This window comes from Rhodococcus sp. M8 (assembly GCF_015654185.1).
GTDB classification, from domain to species: domain Bacteria; phylum Actinomycetota; class Actinomycetes; order Mycobacteriales; family Mycobacteriaceae; genus Rhodococcus; species Rhodococcus aetherivorans.
In genome coordinates, this window is the sequence record NZ_CP064065.1 from 2,243,422 (window position 1) to 2,267,571 (window position 24,150).

Sequence of the window (24,150 nt, forward strand, 5' to 3'; positions counted from 1 at the left end):
CGACTCGGCAGGCCCAGGGGGCGGATCAGAGTCCGCGATGCCGGTACGGCCTCGACGTGGCTGTCGCCTCCGACGTGGCCGCGGGCTACTTCAGCGCCTGCTCGAAGTCCTCGAGCAGGTCCTCCGGATCCTCGAGCCCCACCGACAACCGGACCACACCGTCGGACAGGCCGATTGCCGCCCGGCCCTCCGGACCCATCGCCCGGTGCGTCGTCGTCGCGGGGTGGGTGATCAGCGACTTGGCGTCGCCGAGGTTGTTGGAGATGTCGACGATACGCAGCCCGTCGAGCAGTTCGAACGCGCGCTTCTTGCCCTCGCCCTCCGGGGCGTCCAGCTCGAAGGTCACGACCGTGCCGCCGCCGCTCATCTGGGACCGCGCCAGGTCGTACTGCGGGTGCGACTCGAGGAACGGGTACTTGACCCACTTGATCGCGGCGTGGTCCTGGAGGAAGCGGGCGATCCGCCCGGCCGACTCCACCGAGTGCCGGATCCGCAGCGGCATCGTCTCGAGGCCCTTGAGCAAGGTGTGGGCGTTGAACGGGCTCAGCGCCGGGCCGGTGTGCCGGATGAGCTGCTGCACCGGGCCGTCGATGTAGTCCTGCGGGCCGAGGATCGCCCCGCCGAGCACGCGGCCCTGGCCGTCGATGTGCTTGGTGCCCGAGTACACGACGATGTCGGCGCCGAGCTCCAGGCTGCGCTGCAGCAGCGGCGTAGCGAAGACGTTGTCGAGCACCACCTTGGCACCGGCGGCGTGGGCCATCTCGGAGACCCGGCGCACGTCGACGAGGGTCTGCATCGGGTTCGACGGCGTCTCGAAGAAGACCGCGGTCGTGGGCACGGACAGCGCCTGTTCCCACTGGTCGAGGTCCTCGCCGTCGACGAACACCGTCTCCACGCCCCAGCGGGGCAGGATCTCGTTGCACACCACGAAGCAGGAGCCGAACAGGCTCCGGGCCGCGACCAGGCGATCGCCCTTGCCGAGCAGCGCGGCGAGGGAGGTGAACACCGCCGACATGCCGGAGGCGGTGGCGTAGCAGCCCTCGGCGCCCTCGAGCAGCCGCAGCCGCTCCTCGAACATCTTCACGGTCGGGTTGCCGTACCGGGAGTAGACGAAGTGGTCCACGTCGCCCGTGAACGCCTGCTCCGCGGCCTCGGCCGATTCGTAGACGAAACCGGAATTGAGGTAGATCGCCTCGGAGGTCTCCTCGAATCCGGACCGCATGGTGCCGCCGCGCACGCCGAGCGTGGCGGGACGCACCGATGCCGGCAGCGGCCGCTCGAAGGCGCCGCCCCTGGGAATTGCGCTCACGACTGCCTCCACGGCAGGCCCGCGGCCCGCCAGCCCTCGGCTCCGCGATGCCTCTCGGCATCGAGGCCGCCTTCGAATCCTTCGACGATGTTGTACGACGGGGCCAGGCCCGCCGCGGTGGCCGCTTCCGCGGCCGCGATGGAACGCTGTCCCGAGCGACACAGGAACACGACCGGCCCGCCGGTCACGCCGGCGTCCTTCAGCTGCTCGACGAACCCCGCGTTGCGGGCACCGTCCGGGTAGCGCACCCACTCGACGAAGACGGTGCGGCGCCCGATGGGAGAGGTCTCGGGAACCCCCACGTATTTCCATTCGGCGTCGGTACGCACATCGACGAGCACGGCGTCCGGGTTCTCGCGCAGCAGCTCCCACGCTTGCTGCGGCGTTATATCACCTGCGTAGCTCACCGCACCAGCTTTTCACAGTTCGCGGCGAGCCGACCAGGCGGGCGGGCGGCGCCGGTCCCCGATCAGAAGGTGCAGACCCGCCAGACGTCGTCGATCCGGACGAACTGCCACGTGGCGGTCTGCTCGTTCCCGTCGAACCGGGCGCGCACGTCGGCGGTTCCCCGGTCGCCGTCCGTCTCGACGTTCTCGACGCCCTCGAGCTGCACCTCGCCGTCGACGCCGGCCAGCGGGGCCCGGTCGGCAGGGAGCCCGTCGCAGCGCAAGCGGTCCTGTGCGGGGGCGTCGCCGGCGTTGTGCGCGCGGACGTAGTCGTCGACCGTTCGCACGACGAGCTCGGTCCCGGAGGTGCTGCTGTCCGACGGCGACACCAGCTGGGCGACGAACACCCCGACGACGAGCACCACGATGATCGCGAGCGCCGCGAGGAACGGCGTCGCGCTGCTGCGGTCCGTTTCGTCCGGGTCGGGTTCGGGTGCGCGTTCGGCTGCCATGGGGCGATCCTAGGCCGCGCGGGCACGGCCCCCCGCGGGCGCATTTGCCCCAATAAACCCTCTCGAGGTAGGAATTGCCCATGGCCTCTACGCACCTCGTTCGACGTCTCGCCGTCGACCTGTGTCGAGTGAGCGCCCACATGTGTTGTCGCTGAAGCGATTTCTCGTCACGCCCGGTTCGTCGCGCAGTTCCTGCCGCTCCCGCGTGCCCATGGCAGCCACCCCTGCCGGCTCCCTTCCTCAATTAAGCTGAACCACGTCCGTCCGCACACCGAAGAGGTAGTTGACCCCTGATGACCGATCAGACTCGTCCCCTTCGCGTCGCGATCGTCGGTGCCGGCCCCGCCGGTATCTACGCCGCCGATGCGCTCATGAAGTCCGACACCGAGGTCAGCATCGACCTGTTCGAGCGGATGCCCGCCCCGTTCGGTCTCATCCGTTACGGCGTGGCCCCGGACCATCCGCGCATCAAGGGCATCATCACCGCGTTGCACAAGGTGCTCGACAAGCCCCAGGTCCGGCTGCTCGGCAACCTCGACTACGGCACCGACATCACCCTCGAGGACCTGCGCCGCTTCTACGACGCGGTGATCTTCTCCACCGGCGCCAACGCCGACCGCGCCCTGAACATCCCCGGCATCGAACTCGACGGCAGCTACGGCGCCGCCGACTTCGTCTCCTGGTACGACGGCCACCCGGACGTGCCCCGCCACTGGCCGCTCGAGGCCGAGAAGGTCGCCGTGCTCGGCGTCGGCAACGTCGCCCTCGACATCGCCCGGGTGCTGGCCAAGACCGGCGACGAGCTGCTGCCGACGGAGATCCCCGCCAACGTCTACGAGGGCCTGAAGAACAACAAGGCCGTCGAGGTGCACGTGTTCGGCCGCCGCGGTCCCGCCCAGGCCAAGTTCACCCCGCTCGAGCTGCGTGAGCTCGACCACTCGCCCACCATCGAGGTCATCGTCGACCCCGAGGACATCGACTACGACGAGGGCTCGGAGGCGGCGCGCCGCAATTCCAAGCAGGTCGACATGGTGGCCAACACCCTGCAGGACTGGGCCATCCGCGACGTCGGCGACCGCCCGCACAAGCTGTTCCTGCACTTCTTCGAGTCCCCCGCCGAGATCCTCGGCGAGGACGGCAAGGTCGTGGGCCTGCGCACCGAGCGCACCCAGCTCGACGGCACCGGCAACGTCCGCGGCACCGGCAAGTTCCGTGACTGGGAGGTCCAGGCCGTGTACCGGGCCGTGGGCTACCTGTCGCAGAACATCGCCAAGCTGCCGTTCGACGAGCAGGCCGGCACCGTGCCCAACGAGGCCGGACGCGTCGTCGCGGACGACGCCGCCGAGGGCACCGCCCGCTACCTGCAGGCGACCTACGTCACCGGCTGGATCAAGCGCGGCCCCGTCGGCCTGATCGGCCACACCAAGGGCGATGCGAACGAGACCGTCGCGAACCTGCTCGCCGACCGGGCGCAGGGGCTGCTGGGCACCCCCGAGGACCCGTCCGAGGACGCGATCGTCGCCTTCCTCGAGGACAAGCAGCTGCCCTACACCACCTGGCAGGGCTGGTACCGCCTCGACGCGCACGAGCGCAGCCTCGGCGAGGCCGAGGGCCGCGAGCGCGTCAAGGTCGTCGAGCGCGAGGACATGTTCCGCGCCTCGGAGCCGCACAAGGCCTGACGCCACCCGCTCCCCCGCCGTGGCCGAATGTCACATCGCGTCGTTTGGATCGACACGATGTGACATTCGGCCACAGCCGTATCCGGAGGCTGCGGCGTTCAGGTGAGCAGCACCGCGCCGAGCCACACGCCGGCGGCGACGAGACCGCCGAGCAGCTCGACGAGGATCGACAGCGCCACCGCCTTCGTCGCGTGCACGGTCGAGAGCCAGGCGTCGCGGTGGGTGCGGTGCCGCTGCACCTCGGACAGGTACGTGCCGAGCAGGAAACCGAGCAGCAGACCGATCACCGGGACGACGAAGAAGCCGACGATGCCGAGCAGACCGCCGGCGACGATCGAGCGGGTCGGCACCCCGGCGCGGCGCATCCGTCCTCCCGGCCACGTGTACTTCACGATGCCGGTGACCAGCAGGGCCGTCGTCGCGACGGCGAAGACCGTCCACGCGACGGTGCCGCCGGTGAGGACGGCCCACACCGCGATCGCCCCGAAGATCAGCAGGGTGCCCGGCAGGATCGGCACGACGATGCCGACGAGGCCGACGAGGATCGCGAGCCCGACGAGGACCTCCGCGCCGGCGGTCACGGCGCCACCGGCCGCACGCGCGACGCCGCCTCGACCGCGCGGGCCCGCGCGGTCTCGACGTCCGGGCCGGTCGACACCGCCACACCCATGCGACGACGGACGAACGACTCGGGCTTGCCGAACAGCCGCAGGTCGGTTTCGGGCACCGACAGCGCGTCGGCGATGCCCTCGAACGCGATGCCGGCGGCGTCGATGCCGCCGTAGATCACCGCCGACGCCCCGGGGGCGAGGAGCGCGGTGTCGACGGGCAGGCCCAGGATCGCGCGGGCGTGCAGCTCGAATTCGGAGTAGCGCTGCGAGCGCAGGGTCACCAGGCCGGTGTCGTGCGGGCGGGGGCTCACCTCGGAGAAGAACACGTCGTCGCCCGCGACGAACAGTTCGACGCCGAAGACGCCGCGGCCGCCGAGCGCGCCGGTCACCGTCGCCGCGATCTCCCGGGACCGGGCCAGGGCCCGCTCGCTCATCGGCTGGGGCTGCCAGGACTCGACGTAGTCGCCGGCGCGCTGCAGGTGCCCGATCGGTTCGCAGAAGAACGTCTCGACCTCCCCGGACGGCCCGACGGCGCGGACGGTGAGCTGGGTGATCTCGTACTCGAAGTCGACGAAGCCCTCGACGATGACGCGGCCGAGGTCGACGCGCCCGCCGGCGAGCGCATAGTCCCAGGCGGCGGCGATCTCGTCGGGGGTGCGGACCGTGGACTGGCCCTTGCCGGACGAGGACATCACGGGCTTGATCACGCACGGAAAGCCGACCTCGGCCGCGGCGGCGCGGACCTCGTCGAGGGATTCGGCGAAGCGGTACGGGGAGGTGGGCAACCCGAGTTCCTCGGCGGCGAGGCGGCGGATGCCCTCCCGGTTCATGGTCAGCCGGGTGGCGCGCGCGGTCGGGATCACCTCGGCGAGACCGCGTTCCTCGACGATCGCGAGCGCGTCGGTGGCGATCGCCTCGATCTCGGGCACGACCAGGTGGGGTCGTTCGGCCTCGACGAGCGCGAGCAGGGCCTGCGGGTCGCTCATGTCGACGGTGTGCGCGCGGTGCGCCACCTGGTGCCCCGGCGCGTTCGGGTACCGGTCCACCGCGATCACCTCGACACCGAGCCGTTGCAGCGCGACGACCACCTCCTTGCCGAGCTCACCTGCGCCGAGCAGCATGACGCGCAGGGCGCCGGGAGTGAGCGGGGTGCCGATTCGGGGTGAGACCATGAGGGGACTATATGTGCCCCGCAGGTCGCACCTGGAGGACGCGATGGACGTCGCAGAACCGAACCTCGAGTCGGACACCGGACGGTTCTTCACCACGGCCGGCGTCGACCCGGCCGACGAGGTGGACTGGCAGCGGCGCGACGCCCGCATCGTCCATCACGGCACCGGCGCGGTCGTGTTCGAGCAGCGCGACGTCGAGTTTCCCGCCGCCTGGTCGCAGATCGCCACCGACATCGTCACGCAGAAGTACTTCCGCGGCACTCTCGGCACCGAGGCGCGGGAACGCTCGCTGCGCGACGTCGTCGCCCGCATCGTGGACACCGTCACCGCGTGGGGTGCGGCCGACGGTCATCTCGACGACCCGGAGGCGTTCGCCGCCGAGCTGACGTACCTGATCCTCACGCAGCGGGCGTCGTTCAACAGCCCCGTGTGGTTCAACATCGGGGTGCCCGGCACCCCGCAGCAGGCCAGCGCGTGCTTCATCCTGTCGGTCGAGGACAGCATCGACTCGATCCTCGAGTGGTACCGCCAGGAGGCGGTGATCTTCAAGGGCGGGTCCGGGGCGGGCGTGAACCTGTCGCGCATCCGATCGTCGGCCGAACCGCTGGCGGGTGGGGGTACCGCGTCGGGTCCGGTGAGTTTCATGCGCGGCGCGGACGCGTCGGCGGGCACCATCAAGTCCGGCGGCAAGACGCGCCGGGCCGCGAAGATGGTGATCCTCGACGTCGACCATCCCGATATCGAGGAGTTCGTCGACTGCAAGGCGATCGAGGAACGCAAGGCGCGGGTGCTGGCCGCGGCCGGCTTCGACATGGGACTCGACGGTCGCGACATCCATTCGGTGCAGTACCAGAACGCCAACAACTCGGTGCGGGTGACCGACGAGTTCATGCAGGCCGTCGCCGACGGCGCCGAGTGGCCGCTGCGCGCGGTGACCACCGGGGCGACGGTGCGCACGGTGCCGGCCCGCGAACTGCTGCACCGCATCGCGGCCGCGGCGTGGGAGTGCGCCGATCCGGGCCTGCAGTTCGACACCACCATCAACCGCTGGCACACCGCGGCCGCGACGGGCCGGATCAACGGCTCGAATCCGTGCTCGGAGTACATGCATCTGGACGACTCGGCGTGCAACCTGGCGAGCCTGAACCTGCTGACGTTCCTGCGCGACGACGGCACGTTCGACGTCGCCGGGTTCCGGCACGCCGTCGCGGTCGTGCTCACCGGCCAGGAGATCCTCGTCGGCCGCGCCGACTATCCCACCGACCGCATCGCGCGGACCTCGCGCCGGTTCCGGCAACTCGGCCTCGGCTACGCCAATCTCGGGGCGTTGCTGATGGCCCTGGGGCTGCCGTACGACAGCGACGCCGGACGGGCGTACGCCGCGGCGCTCACCGCGCTCATGACCGGGCACGCGTACGCGGTGTCGGCACGGCTCGCGCGCCGGCTCGGGCCGTTCGACGGATTCGCCGAGAACCGGGAGCACACCCTCGCGGTGCTGGCCCGTCATCGCGGTGCCGTCGACGACATCGACGAACAGGTCGCGCCCGCCGACGTTCTCGCCGCGGCGCGGGAGGACTGGGACACCGCGTGCGCCCTCGCCGCCGAACACGGGGTACGCAACAGCCAGGTGACGGTCCTCGCGCCGACCGGCACGATCGGCCTGGCCATGGACTGCGACACCACCGGCATCGAACCCGATCTGGCCCTGGTGAAGACGAAGAAGCTGGTGGGCGGCGGGACGCTGTCCATCGTCAATCGCACGGTGCCCCGGGCATTGTCGCGGCTCGGTTATCCCCCGGACAAGGTGGCCGAGCTGATCACCCACATCGACACGCACCGCACCGTCGTCGGCGCGCCGCAGTTGCGGCCCGAGCATCTGCCGGTGTTCGCGACGTCGATGGGAGACAACGTGATCGAGCCGCGCGGCCACGTCCTGATGATGGCCGCGGTGCAGCCATTCCTGTCCGGCGCGATCTCGAAGACGGTCAACCTGCCGGAGTCGGCGACGGCGGCCGACATCGAGGAACTGTTTCTCGACGCGTGGCGGCTCGGGCTCAAGGCGATCGCGGTGTACCGCGACAACTGCAAACTGGGACAACCGTTGTCGGCCACGGCGGCCCCGGCCGCGACGGCCCCGGCGCCGCGGCGGGAACGGCTGCCCCGGCTGCGCCGGTCGCGCACCTTCGAGTTCCGCGTCGCGGACTGCAAGGGCTTCGTCACCGTCGGCCAGTACGACGACGGCCGTCCGGGCGAGATGTTCCTGCGGGTGGCCAAGCAGGGCTCGACCCTGGCCGGAATCATGGACGCGTTCTCGATGGCGGTCAGTTACGGCCTGCAGTACGGGGTTCCGTTGCGCACGTTCGTCAACGCGTTCACCAGCACGCGGTTCGAGCCGGCGGGCATCACCGACGATCCGGACCTCCGGATCGCGACGTCGATCCTGGACTACATCTTCCGGCGCCTGGCGGTGGAGTACCTCGACGCGGACGAGCGGGCCGAACTCGGCATCCGCACCGGTGCCGAGCGCAGCGCGCCCGTCTTCGACGACGCGGTGGCCGACACCCGGCAGGGTCGTGCGCGCCGCAGCGACGCGCCGTACTGCATGCAGTGCGGGGTGCAGATGCAGCGCTCGGGTTCCTGCCACGCCTGTCCGTCGTGCGGCAGCACCAGCGGGTGCAGCTGACGCGGTCGCGGTTGCGCCGAGGGGGACGTTGTCGCGGCATCACGCGAGTGGCGTCGACGAGAACCGCCCCCTCGCGGCCACGTCGGCCCTAGCCGGTGGCCTCCATCAGCGACAGCACGTTTCCGTGGGGGTCGCGGAACCACGCGACCCGCATGCCCTCGGGCGACGTCCACGCGTCGTGTTCGTCCTGGGCCATGCCGTTGTACCGGATGAATTCGACGCCCTTGGCGCGCAGCGCTTCGACGGTCTCGTTCAGGTTCGGTACCCGCCACCCCAGGGCGGTGTAACCGGTATCGGCGCGGGACTGCACCAGCGTCACCCGTACGGGCGAGCCGCCGCCCGCATCCAGAATCAGCGTGAAGTGGTCCCGGGACAGCTTCTCGAAGCCGAGGGTGTCGACGTAGAACATCTCCGAGATGTCGAGATCGGTACTGGGCAGGAAGCTCACGAGCTGACCGCGGATCGTCATGGGAACCACTGTGCGCCTCACCCCGCGGCCAGGCAAGGTTGCGGCAACCCGTGCGTGGCGGGTCCGGGGTACTAGCATCTGCTCGTATGAGCACCTCCGAGATCGCGACCGTCCTGGCCTGGCACGACGCTGTCAATTCCAACGACATCGAGACCCTGCTGGCGTTGTCGAGCGACGACATCGTGCTCCCCACCGGGGACGACGACGAGGATCAGGGCCTCGACGAGCTGCGGGAGTGGGCGACGACGGCGGGCGTGACGTTCCGGCCCGGCCGGATGTTCGTGCACGAGGGGATCGTCGTGGTCGAGGAGACCGCCACGTGGGCGGCCGATCCGGAGCACCCGCGCAGTGAGGCGATCGCATTCCGGGTGGTGGGCGACCATGTCGTCTCGGTGTACCGGCACGACACCCTCGAGGAGGCGTTCGAGGCCACCCGGCTGAACGAGGGGGATCTCTACGAGGGATAGGCGACGTGCCGTGACCCCCGGCACATTCTAGCGATCGCTAAGGTAGCCTCCTCGTGGAATGGTCCCAACGCACCCCGAGTGAGGTTCGACGAGTGTCCGCTGAAGCTGTTGAGAAGAAGGGTCCGCTCGCGGGTATCCGCGTCGTCGAGTTCGCGGGACTCGGCCCCGGCCCGCACGCCGCCACCCTGCTCGCCGATCTCGGCGCCGACGTCGTGTGCGTGCAGCGGCCGGGCCTGATCCCGCCCGCCGGTCACCGCGACCAGATCCAGCGCGGCCGCCGCGTCGTCGAGGCCAACCTGAAGGATCCCGAGCAGGTCGAGAAGGTCCTCGGGCTGATCGAGCGCGCCGACGTCCTCATCGAGGGCTTCCGCCCGGGCGTGACCGAGCGCATGGGGCTCGGCCCGGACGTCGCGCTGGCCCGCAACCCGCGCCTGGTCTACGGGCGGATGACCGGCTGGGGCCAGGAGGGCCCGCTCGCCCACGCCGCCGGCCACGACATCAACTACATCTCCCTGACGGGCGTGCTGCACGCCATCGGGCGCAAGGGTGAGCGGCCGGTGCCGCCGCTGAACATGGTCGGCGACTTCGGCGGCGGCTCGATGTTCCTGATCTTCGGCATCCTCTCCGCCCTCGTCGAGCGCCAGAGTTCCGGCAAGGGGCAGGTCGTCGACGCCGCGATGGTCGACGGCGCGCTGGCGCTCTCGCACATGATGTGGGCGTTCCGCGGCCGCGGCGTGTGGTCGGACGAGCGCGGTGTGAACCTCCTCGACACCGGCGCGCCGTTCTACGACGTGTACGAGACCGCCGACGGCAGGTACATGGCCGTCGGTTCCATCGAGCCGCAGTTCTATGCGCTGCTGCTGCAGGGCCTCGAGCTCGATCCGGCCGAGCTGCCGCAGCAGCTCGACACCTCGGCGTGGCCGCAGATGAAGAAGCTGTTCACCGAGAAGTTCCTGTCCAAGACCCGCGACGAATGGGCGGCGATCTTCGACGGCACCGACGCGTGCGTCTCCCCCGTGCTCACGTTCGGCGAGGCCCCGGCCAACCCGCACATCGCGGCCCGCGGCTCGCTGATCGAGCTCGACGGCGTCACCCAGCACGCCCCCGCGCCCCGGTTCTCCCGTACCCCGGCGGGCCCGCCGGCCCCGCCGGCCGGCGAGGCCACCGACGTCGACTCCGTCTGGCGCTAGGCAGCGGAGCTGCCGGTGTGTCCTTTGGGCTGCCCTGGCGACCCGAAGGACACACCGGCGCCGCAGGCGCCTACAGGAGGTGCACGGCGCCCGTGTCGACCGCGTCCAGCAGGAACGCCGGGGACACGTCCGGGCGACCGGCGCGGCCCCTGCCCGCGGTGAGCTCGTCCGCGAGCCGGCGCGCGACGTCGAGCACGAGCGGGCCGCCGTCGGGCAGGAACCGGAGCAGACCTGCCTGTTCGCACCGCGCGGCGACGGAGGCCAGCAGGGTCGCCGCTTCCTCGTCGTGCCCGGCCGCGGCCAGGCAGGCCACCTCGAGCCGCTCCGCGCGCAGCAGCCTGCGCGCCCGGCGGCTGCCGCGCAGCAGTTGCACCCACTCGCCGGCCCACCGGCACGCCAGCTCGGTGTTCTCCGGCGTGGGATCGGCGAGCAGCCCCGGATGGCCGTGGCCTCCTCGAGCTGCGCGGTCCACGCCGCCGTGCCGTGGTCGGGGCGCGGCCGCGTCCCGTAGGCGACCGGCTGCTGCCGCGGCGCCGACGGCAGCGGCCCGAGACCGAGCCGGACGCGTTCGTTCTCGACGGCCGCCGCGAGCCGCTCCAGGTTCATGGCGGCGGCCGCACGGGCGCCGTCCGCCAGTCGCGACACCACTGCCTCGCGGTCGCCGCGCACGGCCTTGAGCCGGGCACCGACGACGTACCGCGAGATCTTGAAATCCACGACCCCGCCCTCCGAGCCGAGGGCGAAGCCGTCGTCGAGCAGCCGCTCGGCCTCGTCGAGCTCGCCCCGCTCGTAGAGCAGCTCACCGAGGATCGACCCGGCCAGCACCGCGGCCGACGAGTGCCGGCCGCTGCCGCGCCGCGCCGCGCGCAGTCCCGCGCGGAAATGCTCCTCGGCCCCGGCGACGTCGAGCTGTTCGACCGCGGCCAGCCCCAGCAGGGCGCGGGCGTGCATGGTGTTGTAGGGGCCCTCATTGAGTTCGTGGTACGGCTGCGCCACCTGCTGCAGCCGAACCACCTCGTCGTAGTCGGCCCGGTAGACCGCCGCGAACGTGGCGACGTTGAGCCCGGACGAGATCACCAGCGGCGGCAGTGTGGCGGCGCGGGCCAGGCAGTGCTCGACGAGATCGTCGGCGCGCTCCAGGCGGTCGCAGCGCAGGGCGACGATGCTGCGCACGACCTCCACCTCGACGGCGATGTCGGCCGCCTCCTCGGCGTTCACACCGTCGGCCGCGACCGCCGCCTCGACCACGTCCAGCGCGTGCAGCGCCGGCGCCGAGCGGTGCAGCAGGATGTTCCCCCAGGCGATCGACAACTGCAGGCGGATCCGGCCCGCCACGGCGCGGCGCGGCAGCTTGGCGACGAGCCCGAGCAGCGTGGTGGCGTGCCCGTGCTCGATCATCCGGCGCCCGTTCTTCTCGACGAGGTCGACGGCGCGGTCCTCGTCGCCCGCGGCGAGGGCGTGGTCGACCGCCTCGCCGACCATCGCATGGCCCTCGTACCACTCGGACGCGGTCCGGTGCAGGGCCGGGACGCGCTCCGGGTGCTCGCGTTCGAGCCGCTGCCGGAGGAACTCGGCGAACAACGGCTGATATCCGAACCAGCGGCCGTCCTCGTCGATCCGGTGCAGGAACAGGTCCCGGTCCTCGAGGTCCTCGAGCAGGGCCTGACCACGTTCGTGCCCGGTGAGCGCGGTGGCGAGGCTGCCGCAGATGCGTTCGGTCACCGCGGTGGTGAGCAGGAACTCGACGTCGTCCGGGGGCAGCGACTCGAGCACGTTCTCGGCGAGGAAGTCGCCGATCGCCCGGTGCCGGCCGGACAGGTGGGAGATCAGTTCCCCCGGGTCCTCGCGTCCGCGCAGCGACACCGCCGCGAGCTGCAACGCGGCCGCCCACCCGTCGGTGGCGGCGGTCAGGTCGGCGACCTCGTCGTCGTCGAGGTCCAGCCCGGCGAGGTCGACGAGGAAGGTCCGCGCCTCGGACTCGTCGAATCGCAATGCCTCGTAGTCTATTTCGACGAGCTCGTCGCGCACCCGCATCCGGCTCGTCGGCAGTCCCGCGCGGGTCCGGCCGACCACCACGAGCTGCATGTGGTGGCAGCCGTTGTCGAGCAGGAAGGCCATCGCGGCGATCGTCGCGGGGTCGTCGACCCGATGCCAGTCGTCGATGATGACGACGAGTCGTTCACCGGCCCTGTGGATCTCGTCGATGAGTGAGGTGAGCACGTAACGTTCGGCCTCGTCGCCGTGTTCGTCGAGCACCTGGCCGAGCTCGCGGGCCAGCGAGGGCCGCACCTGCCGGATCGACTCGACGAGGTGGGCCAGGAACCACACCACGTTGTTGTCGTCGTGGTCGACGTTGAGCCAGGCGACGGGCACGTTCCTCTCGGTGAGCGCGTAGCGCCACTGCAGGGCCAGCATGGTCTTGCCGAATCCCGGCGGGGAGTGGATGACGGTCAGTTTCCGGCGCTGCTCCGTGTCGAGGACGGCGAGCAGGCGTCGTCGCGGCACGAGCCGGCGTGTGGTCGACGGCGGACGGAACCGGGTCGCCGGCACCGGCGGGGTGGTGGCACGCACGCCGGACCGGTAGGTGCTCCGCCGCTCCGACACGGACGGCGACGGAGGGTGACCGGGCTCCGAGCCCGGCTCGAGTTCCCCGGCTACCGGCAGCTCGTCCACCGGCAGACCCTCGTCGGCCTGCACCTCGCGCAGCAGCTCCCCGAACTCGGCGGCGGTCGCGGGCCGGACCTGCGGGTCCACCGACATGGAACGCTCGATCGCCGAGGACAATCCGTCCGGGACGCCCTGCTCGCGCAGGTCCGGAACGGGCTGGGTGGTCACCCGCACGAACTGCGCCACGACCCGCTCGCCGCTGCGCCGTTCGAATGCCGCGTGCCCGGTCAGCGCGCAGAACAGCGTGGCGCCGAGGCTGTAGACGTCCGATGCGGGGGTGGGCACGCGGCCGCTGAGCACCTCCGGGGCCGTGAACGCCGGCGACCCGGTCACCTCACCCGTCACCGTCTCGAAGCCCCCGCTGATGCGGGCGATCCCGAAGTCCGTGAGCTGCGGCTCGCCGAACTCGGTGAGCAGGATGTTGGCCGGCTTGACGTCGCGGTGCAGGATGCCGACGCGGTGGCCGGTCTCGAGGGCGCCGGCCAGCTTGATGCCGATCCGCACCACCTCGGCCCACGGGATGGGCCCGGAGCGGCGCAGTTGCGCGTCGAGCGAGTCGCGCGGGTGGTACTGCATCACGAGGTACGGGCGCCCGGATTCGGTGGTGCCGACCTGCAGGACGTTGACGATGTTGGGATGCCCGGACAGCCGTCCCATGGCGCGCTGCTCACGCAGGAAACGCTCGAGGTTGTCTGTGTCCATGTGGGAGGTGAGGACCTTCACCGCGACCGGGCGATCGAGTGCGGTCTCGTAGCAGCGGTAGACGACACCGAATCCGCCGCGCCCGATCTCCCGCGCGTCGTCGAACCCGGCGGCGGCGAGTTCGGCAGCGAGGTCGAACCCGATGTCGCGCTGCGTCGCGTACGGATCCTTTTCGGCCACAGTCGTTCTCGCATCCGTCCGAAGTGGCGGCTCGCGGACGGCCACAACGGCGTGACCGCCCGTGCGTACCCCTCGAGCATAACGCCGCGGACCGGTTCCCGGGCCCCGTCCGGCCACCTCCGAATCAGACCACGAGGTGTGGTTCCGCGAGGTCCCGGCCGCGGGCGAGCGCGTCGTACGCCGACGCCACGGACGCCACCGCCCGGCGCACCTCGTCGACCTCCCGCGCGTACGGCAGCCGGAGGAAGCGCTCGAACGCGCCTTCCACGCCGAACCGCGGTCCGGCGGCGAGGACCACACCGTGATTTGGGGCGGTCGCCGCGAGGGCCGTCGACACCGGCGTGGGCATCCGCACCCACAGCGACATCCCGCCCGGCCCCACCGTGTACTTCCAGTCGGGCAGGTGCTCGCCGAGCGCGCCGAGCATCGCCGCCCGGCGGCGGCGCAGCTGTCCACGCCGCCGCTCGAGCAGGTCTTCGACGTCGCCGAGCAGGTGCGCCGCGGCGAGCTGCTCCATCACCGGCGTGCCGAGGTCGACGGCGGAGCGTGCCCCCACGAGCCGCGTGATCAGGGACCGGTCGGCACGGATCCAGCCCACCCGGAGCCCGCCCCACAGGGACTTCCCGGTGGATCCCACCGTCACGACGGACCGGTCCGCGCCGTACGAGGCGACCGCGGGGGGCGGTGGGGTGTCCAGCCACAGGTCCACCATCGTCTCGTCCACGACGAGCGTCATGCGGGTCTCCTGGGCGATCCGGACGAGTTCGGCCCGGCCCTGTGCGCCCATGCACAGCCCGGTGGGGCTGTGGAAGTCCGGGATCAGGAACGCCATTCGCGCCGCCGTCTGCCGCGCGGCGCTGCGCAGGCCCTCGAGGTCCCAGCCGGCGTCGGCGCCGCCCTCGGGCCGCACCGGCACCACGACCGGCCGCGCCCCGTGCCGCCGGATCGCCTCGAGCGCATTGGGATACGTCGGATGGTCGACGATCACGCGGTCGCCGGCGTCGGTGAGCACGCCGAGCAGCAGGCGCAGCGCGTGCTGCGCGCCGGAGGTGACCATGATCTGGTCGGCGTCCGTGGGCAGCCCCCGCTCCCGGTAGCGCCGGGCGATGACCTCGCGCAGCGGGGCCACGCCGATCGGCTCCATGCCGTGCGAGTCGAGGTAGGCCGGCACCGAGCGCAACGCGGCCGCGTAGGCGGACTCGATCTCGGCGGCGGGCGCGGGCATGGACGCGTAGCTCAGATCCACGGTCTCGGGCGCCCGGGCGGGACCGGGACCGCCCGCCCGCGCCGGGGCGGCGGTCCGGCCCGACGGCAGCGCGACGGTGCTGCGCGCGCCCTGCCGGCTGCGCAGGTAGCCGGCCTCGCGCAGCGCCGTGTACGCGGAGGTGATGGTGGTGCGGCTCAGGGCCAGCGCGGCGGCGAGCTCGCGTTCGCTGGGCAGCGCCACCCCCAGGGGGACGCGGCCGTCGTGCACCAGCAGGCGGATTCCGTCCGCGAGGGCCCGGTACGCGGGCCGCCGATCGGCGGTGTCCTGCCAGTTGCCGAGGTCGCGGGCCAGGGAGCCGGCGCCGATCGCACGCGTGATCACCGGTCCAGTATCGCAGTCCAGTCGGTGAAGTGGTCGCCTGTCCCCGGGCCAGTCCATACTGACGACGTGACCACCCTCGGCTATACCCTCTTCGACACCGCCGTCGGCACGTGCGGGCTCGTGTGGTCTGCAGCCGGCATCGTCGGCCTGCAACTGCCCGAGACCGCACCCGAGCCGACGCGCGACGAACTGCTCGAGCGGTTCCCGGACGCGGTCGAGCGCCCGGCCCCGGCCGCGGTGCAGCCCGTGATCGAGGCCGTCACCGCGCATCTCGCCGGCGCCCCGGACGACCTGCGCTGGGTTCCGGTCGACTACCAGAACGTGTCCGAATTCGACACCGCGGTCTACGAGTTCGCGCGCACGATCGGCCCCGGGACGGTGGCGACCTACGGCGAGGTCGCCACCCGGATCGGCCGGCCGGCCGGAGCGCAGGCCGTCGGACAGGCCTTGGGACGCAACCCCGTTCCGCTCGTCGTGCCGTGCCACCGGATCCTCGCCGCGGGCGGCGGCATCGGCGGCTTCTCCGCACCCGGAAGCACCGTCACGAAGCGGGAGCTGCTCGCGCTCGAGCACGCCCCCGGCTTCGACGATCCGACCCTGTTCTGACGGGCAGCCGCAGCGGGTTTCAGCCCAGGATGTCGCGCCGCACGATCGTCTGGTCGCGGCCCGGGCCGACGCCGATGCACGACATGCGCGCGCCCGAAAGCTCCTCGAGCCGCAGCACGTAGTTCTGTGCGTTCTTCGGCAGGTCCTCGAAGGTGCGGGCGTCGGAGATGTCCTCCCACCAGCCGGGCATCTCCTCGTAGATCGGCGTGGCGTGGTGGATGTCGGTCTGCGTCATCGGCATTTCGTCGACGCGGACCCCGTCCACCTCGTAGCCGACGCAGATCGGCACGGTCTCGAGGCTCGACAGCACGTCGAGCTTGGTGAGGAAGAAGTCGGTGATGCCGTTGACGCGGGTCGCGTAGCGGGCGATCACGGCGTCGAACCAGCCGCAGCGCCGGGCCCGGCCGGTGGTGACGCCGACCTCGCCGCCGGTCTTGGCCAGGTAGGCGCCGTGCTCGTCGAACAGTTCGGTCGGGAACGGGCCCGAACCGACGCGGGTGGTGTAGGCCTTGAGAATGCCGAGCACCGTACCGATCCGGTTGGGGCCGATGCCCGACCCGACCGCCGCGCCGCCGGCCGTGGGGTTCGACGACGTCACGTACGGGTAGGTGCCGTGGTCGACGTCGAGCAGCGTGCCCTGCGAGCCTTCGAGCAGCACCGTCTCGCCGGCCTCGAGGGCCAGGTTCAGGCGCAGCCGGGTGTCGGCGATGCGATGCTTGAAGCCCTCCGCCTGGCCGAGCACCTCGTCGACGACCTGCTGCGGGTCGAGGGCCTTGCGGTTGTAGATCTTCGACAGCACCTGGTTCTTGAACTCCAGGGCGGCCTCGACCTTGTGGGTGAGGATCTTCTCGTCGAGGACGTCGGCGACGCGGACGCCCACGCGGGCGATCTTGTCCTGGTAGCACGGGCCGATGCCGCGGCCGGTGGTGCCGATCTTCTTGGCGCCGAGGAAGCGTTCGGTGACCTTGTCGATGGCCACGTGGTACGGCATGATCAGGTGCGCGTCGGCGCTGAGCAGCAGGTTCGTGGTGTCGACCCCGCGGTTCTCGAGACCGGCCAGCTCGTCGAGCAGCACGCCCGGGTCCACGACCACGCCGTTGCCGATCACGTTGGTGACGCCGGGAGTGAGGATGCCGGAAGGGATCAGGTGCAGCGCGAAATTCTCCCCGTTGGGGAGGACGACGGTATGGCCGGCGTTGTTGCCCCCCTGGTAGCGCACCACCCACTGCACCCGGCCACCGAGCAGATCGGTGGCCTTGCCCTTGCCCTCGTCGCCCCACTGGGCGCCGATCAGGACGATTGCCGGCATTTCGCTGTCTCCTAGGGTGTCGACGTGCGGGCGCCCTCCGCCTGCAGGGTTCTGCCGTCACAGAACAGAAGCCGGGGGGACAGTCTAGCGGACCACGCGCGCGGCGCTGCCTCCGGCGTCCGCCGGTCGCCGCCCCGCCTGTGACGGGGACCGAGAATCCGCCCGACTCACCGTGCCACGTTCGGGCGCCCGGCGGCGGGGCCCGTCGTGACTAGAGTGAACGGAGCATCGTCGGCCGCGAGAGGAGTGCTCTTGACCCCCGTTGTGCTCAAGTGCGGTGACGCCCCGCTGCCGTTGACATTGACGTCCCTGACCACGTTGACCGCCCCCGTGCTTCCCGGCAAGGACGACTTCGAGGACGTGTTCGCGCATCTCGAGTCGGTCGAGGATCCCCGGCTCGTGGTGGTGGGCGGGGATGCCGCCTTCGCCGCGGCGCTGACCCGGATGATGCGCACGGAGCGGCTCGGCATCGAACTGGCCTACGTGCCCGAGCGGCGCACCCCGGCCGCCGAGGCCTACGGGCTGCGGTTCGGGTCCAAGGCCGCGACCGTCGCCCTGCAAGGCGTGGCCCGGCCGGTGCCGCTCATCCGCGACGACGCCGGCATCGCCCTCGTCGGGCGTGCCCTCGTCGAGGGTGAGGTCGGCGAGCTCGTCGGCGAGGCGTACGTGGACGACACCCGCCTGTTCAGCGGGGTCGCCCCGGGCGTGCGGATCGAGCCGATCCCCGACATGCCGGGACTGCGGGCCGCGATCGACCGGCCGCGCTGGTTCGGCGGCTACCGCTGGGTGACCGGACGCGCCGTCCAGCTCGGCTCGCCCGGCGCCCTGCTCACCCGCGACGGGGTGGCCAATCCCCGGGCGGTGAAGCGATCCACGTTCTACCGGCACGAGCACAAGTGGAAGCTGGTGCGCTGAGCCGTCCGCTCACCCCGCTGCACCACGAGAGCCGTTCGCGCAGAACGCCTGTCGCCTTCGATCCGACGTCACGAGTTGCACCGGGCCAGCGTCTCGCCGGCGCCGCGGAGGGCGGCCCTCAACGACCGCGGGGCCACGACCTCGACCCCGCCGCCGAGGGCGAGGAGCTGGTCGAGCGCCACCTCCTCGGTCTCGAGCAGCAGGTCCACCCGAACCCGCCCGTCCGCGTCCGGCGGGCCCGGCTCGACGGCGGCGGCGTCGGCGCCCACCACGCGGGGCAGGCGCCGCCACGCGGCCGGGGTGAGGCGGACCGTGCAGGCGAACGTGCGCAGGGCCCGGTCGAACTCCGCCGCGGACGCCGCCCAGTAGGCGGGCAGGTCGAATCCGCCGGGGCGGTGCGCGGGAGCGTCGAGCACGTCGGCGGACGCGATGCGCCCGACGCGGTAGGTGCGGACGTGACCGGTGTGGGCGGCGACGAGGTACCAGACCCCGGCCTTGGCGACGAGCCCGAGCGGGTCGAGGGTGCGGGCCACGGTCCGGGCGCCGCGCCGGTAGCGGATGTGCAGGCGGCGCTCGTCGAACACGGCGGACGCGACCGCCGGCAGGTGCGTGTTGTCGCCCGGTGCGGCGAACCAGCCTGGGACGTCGACGTGTACCCGGTCGCGCCACACCTGGGCGGCGCTGCGCAGGGTGACCGGCATGGACCCGAGCAGCTTGCCGCGTGCCGCCTCGAGCTCCACCCCGAGGTCGGCGGCGAGGGTGGGCACCCCCAGCAGCATCAGCGCGGCGCTCTCGTCGCTGGTGAGCCCGCTCAGCCGGGACTGCCACCCGTCGAGCAGGCGGATGCCGCCACCCGGCCCGCTCTCGGTCCACACCGGGACCCCCGCGGCGGACAGGGCACCGACGTCGCGGTACACGGTGCGCACCGACACGCCGAGGTCGTCCGCGAGTTGCCGCGCGGTCAGGCCCGCGCTGCCCTGGAGCCGGAGCATCATCGCGAGCAGACGTGCCGATCGCATGTCCGCAGCCTACGCGGAAATCGCTGACATCGGATGTCAGCGATACGGGTGCATGCTGGGTCCATGACCACATGGGACGAGTTCTCCGAGCAGGCACCGGATCTGGCGAAGGCGATCGCCGCACGACTGCAGGCGCACAAGCATCACGTCCTGGCGACGGTGCGACGGGACGGGTCGCCCCGCGTCAGCGGGACGGAGGTCGAGATCGTCGGCGGCCGGCTGGTGCTCGGCTCGATGCCGGGCGCGCGGAAAGCGCGCGATCTGCAGCGCGATCCGCGCTACGCCCTGCATTCGAATCCCGGGCACCACTCGATGACAGGGGGCGACGCGAAGGTCGCCGGCCGGGCCCGGGAGCTGCACGACGAGGAGAAGGCAGCCGTGCTCGCCGCCTACCCGGAGGAGGTGCCGCCGGGACCGATGCACGTGTTCGAACTCGGCTTGGCCGAGGCGGTGCTCACGTCGGTGGACGGGGAGCACCTGTACGTGGACCTGTGGCGGCCCGGTGCCGCGGTCGAACGCTTCACCCGCTGACCGGCCGGAGCTGCCGTTTCGACCCGCCGGTCGGCCCGGCATGCCGAGGGAGTTCGGCGCCCCGGGCTGTCGAGTTCAACCCGGGGCACCTTGGCCGGCCCGCATCCGGACTACGAGACGGCCCTGAACCGTTGTGCCCACTGACGCGCGGTCGAAACCTCCGGCCCCGAATACGTCCGCCCGCCGGGCATCCGTTCTCGTCGCCCCGTCGGGCGAAGTGCGGGATCCCCGCCGAAGGGGTACCCGCCCGTGGTGGCCGGCCACCGCGCGTGGCCGGCCACAGACGTTGTCACGGGCGGGGTGGGTCGCCACCCCGGCGCACGCCGAGACCCGACGCGCCCCGGCCGATGTTTGGAAACGGGCGTGCGGGGCAACTCGGCCGAGACGTGAACGTCACCCGTCTCGACCGAACGGAGCATCGCAGTGTTCGAGAAGAATCCGCCGGTTCCCGGCTCACCCGCCGGTTTCGAGGTCCCGGTCGAGGAACCCACCACCCCGACGGACCCGCCACCGGCCAAGCCCGACCAGCGTGAACCCATCCCGGTCACTGCCACCGGCACCCCCGAAGACCTGCCCGACGGCGCGCGCGGGCCCCAGGGCCGGTACCTCACCACCGCGCAGGGCGCGCGGCTGACGGACACCGACCACTCCCTCAAGGCCGGTCGGCGCGGCCCCACCCTGCTGCAGGACCACCACTTCCGCGAGAAGATCACCCACTTCGACCACGAGCGCATCCCCGAGCGGGCGGTGCACGCCCGCGGCGCCGCGGCCCACGGCGTCTTCCGGGCCAACGGCGCCGCCTCGAAGATCACCCGTGCCGGGTTCCTGCAGAAGGGCGCCGAGACGCCCGTGTTCGTCCGCTTCTCGACCGTGCTCGGCTCGCGCGGCTCCGCCGACACCGTCCGCGACACGCGTGGCTTCGCGACGAAGTTCTACACCGAGGAGGGCACGTTCGACCTGGTGGGGAACAACATCCCGGTGTTCTTCATCCAGGACGCGATCAAGTTCCCCGACGTCGTCCACGCGGCCAAGCCGCACCCGGACCGGGAGATCCCGCAGGCGCAGAGCGCACACGACACGTTCTGGGACTTCGTCTCGCTCCACACCGAGGCCACCGCCCACACCCTGTGGAACATGTCCGACCGCGGCATCCCCCGCTCCTACCGGATGATGGAGGGCTTCGGCGTCCACACCTTCCGCATGGTCAACGCCGACGGTGAGACGTCGCTGGTGAAGTTCCACTGGAAGCCGCGCCTGGGGGTGCACTCGCTGGTGTGGGAGGAGGCGCAGCTGCTCGGCGGCATCGACCCGGACTTCCACCGCCGCGACCTCGCCGACGCGATCGAGGCCGGGGCCTACCCGGAGTGGGATCTGGGCGTACAGGTCTTCCCCGACACCCCGGAGCAGACGTTCGAGGGCATCGACCTGCTCGATCCCACCAAGATCGTCCCCGAGGAGCTCGCGCCGGTCCAGCTGATCGGGACGATGCAGCTCAACGCCAACCCGACCAACTTCTTCGCCGAGACCGAACAGGTGGCCTTCCACCCCGGGCACCTCGTGCCGGGTATCGACGTCACCGACGACCCGCTGCTGCAGGGCCGGCTGTTCTCCTACCTCGACACCCAGATCAGCCGGCTCGGCGGGCCCAACTTCGGTCAGCTGCCCATCAACCGGCCGCATGCGCCCGTCAACGACATGCTGCGCGACGGCATGCACCAGACCGGTATTCATCCCGGGGCGGCCCCGTACCGGCCCAACTCGCTCGGGGCCGGCTGCCCGTTCCTGGCCGGCGCCGAGGAGGCTGCGTTCATCGACGTGCCGGCACCCATCGCCGCCGGGGTCAAGGAACGCGCACAGCCGAGTTCGTACGACGACCACTTCTCGCAGGCGCGACTGTTCTACACCAGCCTGTCCGAGGTCGAGAAGCAGCACGTGGCCGACGCCTACACCTTCGAACTCGGCAAGTGCTTCGAGCAGGCGATCAAGGAGCGGGCCCTGCGCGTGCTCGCGAACATCGATGCCGGACTGTGCGCCACCGTCGCGGCCGGCCTGGGGCTGCCGGCACCGGAGCCGACGGTGGCCCTCGCCGGTGAGTCGCTGCGCAGCGAGGCACTGTCCCAGGTCGGTGCGACCTGGCCGATCGAGGGCCGGATGGTCGGCATCGTCGCGGACGACAGCGCCGACGTCGCCGAGGTCGCCAAGGCCGTCGCCGCGGTGGCCGCCGCGAAGGCCGTGCCGCTGGTGATCGGCCCGCACGGCGGCAAGCTCGACGGCGGCCGCAAGGAGGTGCCGATCTCGCGGACCTTCGCCACGGCCCGGTCCGTCGAGTACGACGCGCTGCTGCTCGCGAGCGCCCCGGCCGATCCGCGCGTGCGCGTCCTGGTCGACGAGACGTTCCGGCACTGCAAGGCGATCGGCACGTGGGGCGCCGGCACCGAGGCGCTCGAGCACGCGGCCGTCCACCCCGAGGCCCCGGGTATGGTCACCGCCGACGATCCGGAAGCGGTGGTCACCGGGATCGTCGACCTGCTCGGCGCCCACCGCGTGTGGGAGCGGGCCCAGGCCTGACCCCCCGCGCGTCCCCCGCCTGGGATGGTGGCCGAATGTCACACCGCTTCGATTGGATTGAACGCGTGTGACATTCGGCCGCCACCCGCGTGTGACATTCGGCCACCACGGGTGTGTCAGGAGAAGGGCTTGCCGCCGGTGACAGCGATGACCTCGCCGGTGATGTAGCTCGACTCCTGCGAGGCGAGGAAGACGTACGCCGGCGCCAGTTCGGCCGGTTGCCCGGGGCGGCCGAGCGGGACGTCGTCACCGAAGGACTCGAACTTCTCCCGCGGCATGGTGGCCGGGATCAGCGGCGTCCAGATCGGGCCCGGGGCAACGGCATTGACCCGGATTCCCCGCTTCGCGACGTCCGCCGCCAGCCCCTTGGTGAAGTCGACGATGCCGGCCTTGGTCGTGGCATAGTCGAGCAGTTCCGGCGAGGGGCTCGTCCCCTGGATCGACGACGTGTTGATGATCGTCGAGCCCGGCTCCATCACCCCGACCCCGAACTTGCACAACCAGAACAACGCGTACAGGTTCGTCTTCAACACGCGATCGAACTGCTCGGTCGTGATGTCGGCGATCCCGTTCATCTGCACCATCTGGAACGCCGCGTTGTTCACCAGGATGTCCAGGCCGCCGAGTTCGCGCACCGCCGTGTCGACCAGGTGCCGGCAGTGTTCCTCGACGCGGATGTCACCCGGCACCGCGACGGCGCGCCGGCCCGCGTCCTCGATCCACCGCACGGTGTCGCGGGCGTCGTCCTCCTCGGACTCGAGATAGCTGAGGACGACGTCGGCGCCCTCGCGGGCGAAGGCGATCGCGACGGCCCGGCCGATCCCGGAGTCGGCACCGGTGATCAGCGCCCGCCGGCCCTCGAGCCTGCCGCTGCCGCGATAGGTCTGCTCGCCGTGGTCGGGTGCCGACACCATGTCGGACGTGAGGCCCGGATATTCGAGCTCGGGTTGCCGCTCGCGATCCGGTGCCGGGTACTGCTCGACCGGATTGCGGGGCCGGTGCTGGTCGGTCATGGTTCCTCCCTCGAGGTCTGCGGGCGAGTGCCGGCGCCCCCGGACGGGGACCGCCGGGTCCGGCCGGTGCATACCCGGACCCGGGAGCGGGTACACGGGGGACACGGTCGGCGAATCCGAGCGCCGCAGCGCTCTCCCGGCCCGACTTCTGGAAAGGATGCGGCTGTGACGGAACACGAGAACGAGTTTCGGAGAAGCGACGAGACCCGGGCGGGTGCCGATCCGGTGCACGGCAGGCAGACGTACAACAGGGATCTGACGACCGACAGCGACTTCCCGGCCGACGACGCCCGCACGATGCGCAGCCACGCCGGCGAGGCCCTGACCGACTCCAAGGGCTGGCCCGGCTACTTCTTCCTGGGCCTCGGGCTGCTCCTGCTCGGGCTGACGCTGGTGGCCGCCGGGTACGGATTCGAGGGCTGGGCGTGGATCGCCGGCCCGGCGTGCATCGTGTCCTTCGCGGTGGGCGCCGTGCTGGTCATGCTGGAGCGCAAGCGGGTCCGCGACGTCGAGGGAACGAGCCTGCGCGAGCCGCGCGGTCACTGACGCCCACCGGCCCGCCCGGCCCGGGGTG

The 24,150-nt window shown here is 71.5% G+C and carries 19 protein-coding genes and 1 pseudogene; 9 read left to right on the top strand and 11 right to left on the bottom strand.

The window, feature by feature from the left end; genetic code table 11:
- Positions 1-85 precede the first annotated feature (85 nt).
- From ISO16_RS10035 to ISO16_RS10045, 3 genes are all read right to left on the bottom strand, one after another.
- On the bottom strand, positions 86-1,309 hold the full coding sequence (locus tag ISO16_RS10035; protein WP_072635867.1) for an O-succinylhomoserine sulfhydrylase: 1,224 nt from the start codon (positions 1,307-1,309) through the stop codon (positions 86-88).
- Positions 1,306-1,716: a rhodanese-like domain-containing protein gene (locus ISO16_RS10040; RefSeq protein ID WP_006945501.1), complete on the bottom strand. Its 411-nt coding sequence runs from the start codon at positions 1,714-1,716 to the stop codon at positions 1,306-1,308. Before ISO16_RS10040 ends, ISO16_RS10035 begins: the two co-directional genes overlap by 4 nt.
- A 62-nt stretch (positions 1,717-1,778) precedes the next feature.
- Entirely contained in the window at positions 1,779-2,207 is a 429-nt protein-coding gene (locus ISO16_RS10045; RefSeq protein WP_043802335.1) for an Rv0361 family membrane protein, read from the bottom strand.
- Positions 2,208-2,500: 293 nt separating this feature from the next.
- Here ISO16_RS10045 and ISO16_RS10050 point away from each other — a divergent pair, with 293 nt between their 5' ends.
- Entirely contained in the window at positions 2,501-3,886 is a 1,386-nt protein-coding gene (locus ISO16_RS10050; RefSeq protein WP_072635868.1) for an FAD-dependent oxidoreductase, read from the top strand.
- A 98-nt stretch (positions 3,887-3,984) separates the two neighbouring features.
- Here ISO16_RS10050 and ISO16_RS10055 read toward each other — a convergent pair whose 3' ends face one another.
- Together ISO16_RS10055 and purT are read right to left on the bottom strand one after the other, a co-directional pair.
- Positions 3,985-4,467, bottom strand: coding sequence for a DUF456 domain-containing protein (locus tag ISO16_RS10055; protein WP_006945492.1), 483 nt, complete (start codon positions 4,465-4,467; stop codon positions 3,985-3,987).
- The gene (gene purT, locus ISO16_RS10060; protein ID WP_072635869.1) at positions 4,464-5,669 is read right to left on the bottom strand and encodes a formate-dependent phosphoribosylglycinamide formyltransferase; all 1,206 of its coding nucleotides are present in this window, start codon (positions 5,667-5,669) and stop codon (positions 4,464-4,466) included. Before purT ends, ISO16_RS10055 begins: the two co-directional genes overlap by 4 nt.
- Positions 5,670-5,712: 43 nt before the next feature.
- Here purT and ISO16_RS10065 point away from each other — a divergent pair, with 43 nt between their 5' ends.
- Entirely contained in the window at positions 5,713-8,352 is a 2,640-nt protein-coding gene (locus tag ISO16_RS10065) for a vitamin B12-dependent ribonucleotide reductase (RefSeq protein WP_050035688.1), read from the top strand.
- Between the two features lie 88 nt (positions 8,353-8,440).
- Here the strand turns inward: ISO16_RS10065 and ISO16_RS10070 are convergent, their stop codons facing one another.
- Positions 8,441-8,821, bottom strand: a complete 381-nt coding sequence (locus ISO16_RS10070) for a VOC family protein (protein WP_050035689.1) — start codon at positions 8,819-8,821, stop codon at positions 8,441-8,443.
- An 86-nt stretch (positions 8,822-8,907) separates the two neighbouring features.
- On the opposite strand from ISO16_RS10070, the gene ISO16_RS10075 reads away from it, so the two are divergent.
- The gene (locus ISO16_RS10075; RefSeq protein WP_006945477.1) at positions 8,908-9,288 is read left to right on the top strand and encodes a nuclear transport factor 2 family protein; all 381 of its coding nucleotides are present in this window, start codon (positions 8,908-8,910) and stop codon (positions 9,286-9,288) included.
- Positions 9,289-9,380: 92 nt separating this feature from the next.
- Positions 9,381-10,478 (top strand): CaiB/BaiF CoA transferase family protein, encoded by a 1,098-nt coding sequence (locus tag ISO16_RS10080; protein WP_029545380.1) that lies wholly within the window; start codon positions 9,381-9,383, stop codon positions 10,476-10,478.
- A gap of 70 nt (positions 10,479-10,548) precedes the next feature.
- Here ISO16_RS10080 and ISO16_RS10085 read toward each other — a convergent pair.
- Positions 10,549-14,027 (bottom strand): annotated as a pseudogene (locus tag ISO16_RS10085) (protein kinase domain-containing protein).
- Positions 14,028-14,151: 124 nt separating this feature from the next.
- Positions 14,152-15,615, bottom strand: a complete 1,464-nt coding sequence (gene yczR / locus ISO16_RS10090) for a MocR-like transcription factor YczR (protein WP_006945460.1) — start codon at positions 15,613-15,615, stop codon at positions 14,152-14,154.
- A 66-nt stretch (positions 15,616-15,681) separates the two neighbouring features.
- On the opposite strand from yczR, the gene ISO16_RS10095 reads away from it, so the two are divergent.
- Positions 15,682-16,221 (top strand): methylated-DNA--[protein]-cysteine S-methyltransferase, encoded by a 540-nt coding sequence (locus tag ISO16_RS10095; protein ID WP_006945458.1) that lies wholly within the window; start codon positions 15,682-15,684, stop codon positions 16,219-16,221.
- 19 nt (positions 16,222-16,240) lie between these two features.
- On the opposite strand, the gene ISO16_RS10100 is transcribed toward ISO16_RS10095, so the two are convergent.
- Positions 16,241-17,530, bottom strand: a complete 1,290-nt coding sequence (locus tag ISO16_RS10100) for an adenylosuccinate synthase (RefSeq protein ID WP_006945457.1) — start codon at positions 17,528-17,530, stop codon at positions 16,241-16,243.
- Positions 17,531-17,794: 264 nt separating this feature from the next.
- On the opposite strand from ISO16_RS10100, the gene ISO16_RS10105 reads away from it, so the two are divergent.
- Positions 17,795-18,445, top strand: a complete 651-nt coding sequence (locus ISO16_RS10105; protein ID WP_029545383.1) for a hypothetical protein — start codon at positions 17,795-17,797, stop codon at positions 18,443-18,445.
- A 68-nt stretch (positions 18,446-18,513) separates the two neighbouring features.
- On the opposite strand, the gene ISO16_RS10110 is transcribed toward ISO16_RS10105, so the two are convergent.
- Positions 18,514-19,464, bottom strand: coding sequence for a helix-turn-helix transcriptional regulator (locus tag ISO16_RS10110; protein WP_072635870.1), 951 nt, complete (start codon positions 19,462-19,464; stop codon positions 18,514-18,516).
- Positions 19,465-19,527: 63 nt separating this feature from the next.
- On the opposite strand from ISO16_RS10110, the gene ISO16_RS10115 reads away from it, so the two are divergent.
- Both ISO16_RS10115 and ISO16_RS10120 read left to right on the top strand, forming a co-directional pair.
- A complete protein-coding gene (locus ISO16_RS10115) occupies positions 19,528-19,995 on the top strand; it encodes a pyridoxamine 5'-phosphate oxidase family protein (protein WP_006945450.1) in 468 nt (155 codons plus the stop codon).
- A 423-nt stretch (positions 19,996-20,418) separates the two neighbouring features.
- Positions 20,419-22,563, top strand: coding sequence for a catalase (locus ISO16_RS10120; protein WP_072635871.1), 2,145 nt, complete (start codon positions 20,419-20,421; stop codon positions 22,561-22,563).
- Between the two features lie 116 nt (positions 22,564-22,679).
- Here ISO16_RS10120 and ISO16_RS10125 read toward each other — a convergent pair whose 3' ends face one another.
- Positions 22,680-23,576, bottom strand: coding sequence for a glucose 1-dehydrogenase (locus ISO16_RS10125; RefSeq protein WP_072635872.1), 897 nt, complete (start codon positions 23,574-23,576; stop codon positions 22,680-22,682).
- Positions 23,577-23,801: 225 nt separating this feature from the next.
- Here ISO16_RS10125 and ISO16_RS10130 point away from each other — a divergent pair, with 225 nt between their 5' ends.
- On the top strand, positions 23,802-24,122 hold the full coding sequence (locus ISO16_RS10130; RefSeq protein WP_029545390.1) for a hypothetical protein: 321 nt from the start codon (positions 23,802-23,804) through the stop codon (positions 24,120-24,122).
- Positions 24,123-24,150: the final 28 nt, after the last annotated feature.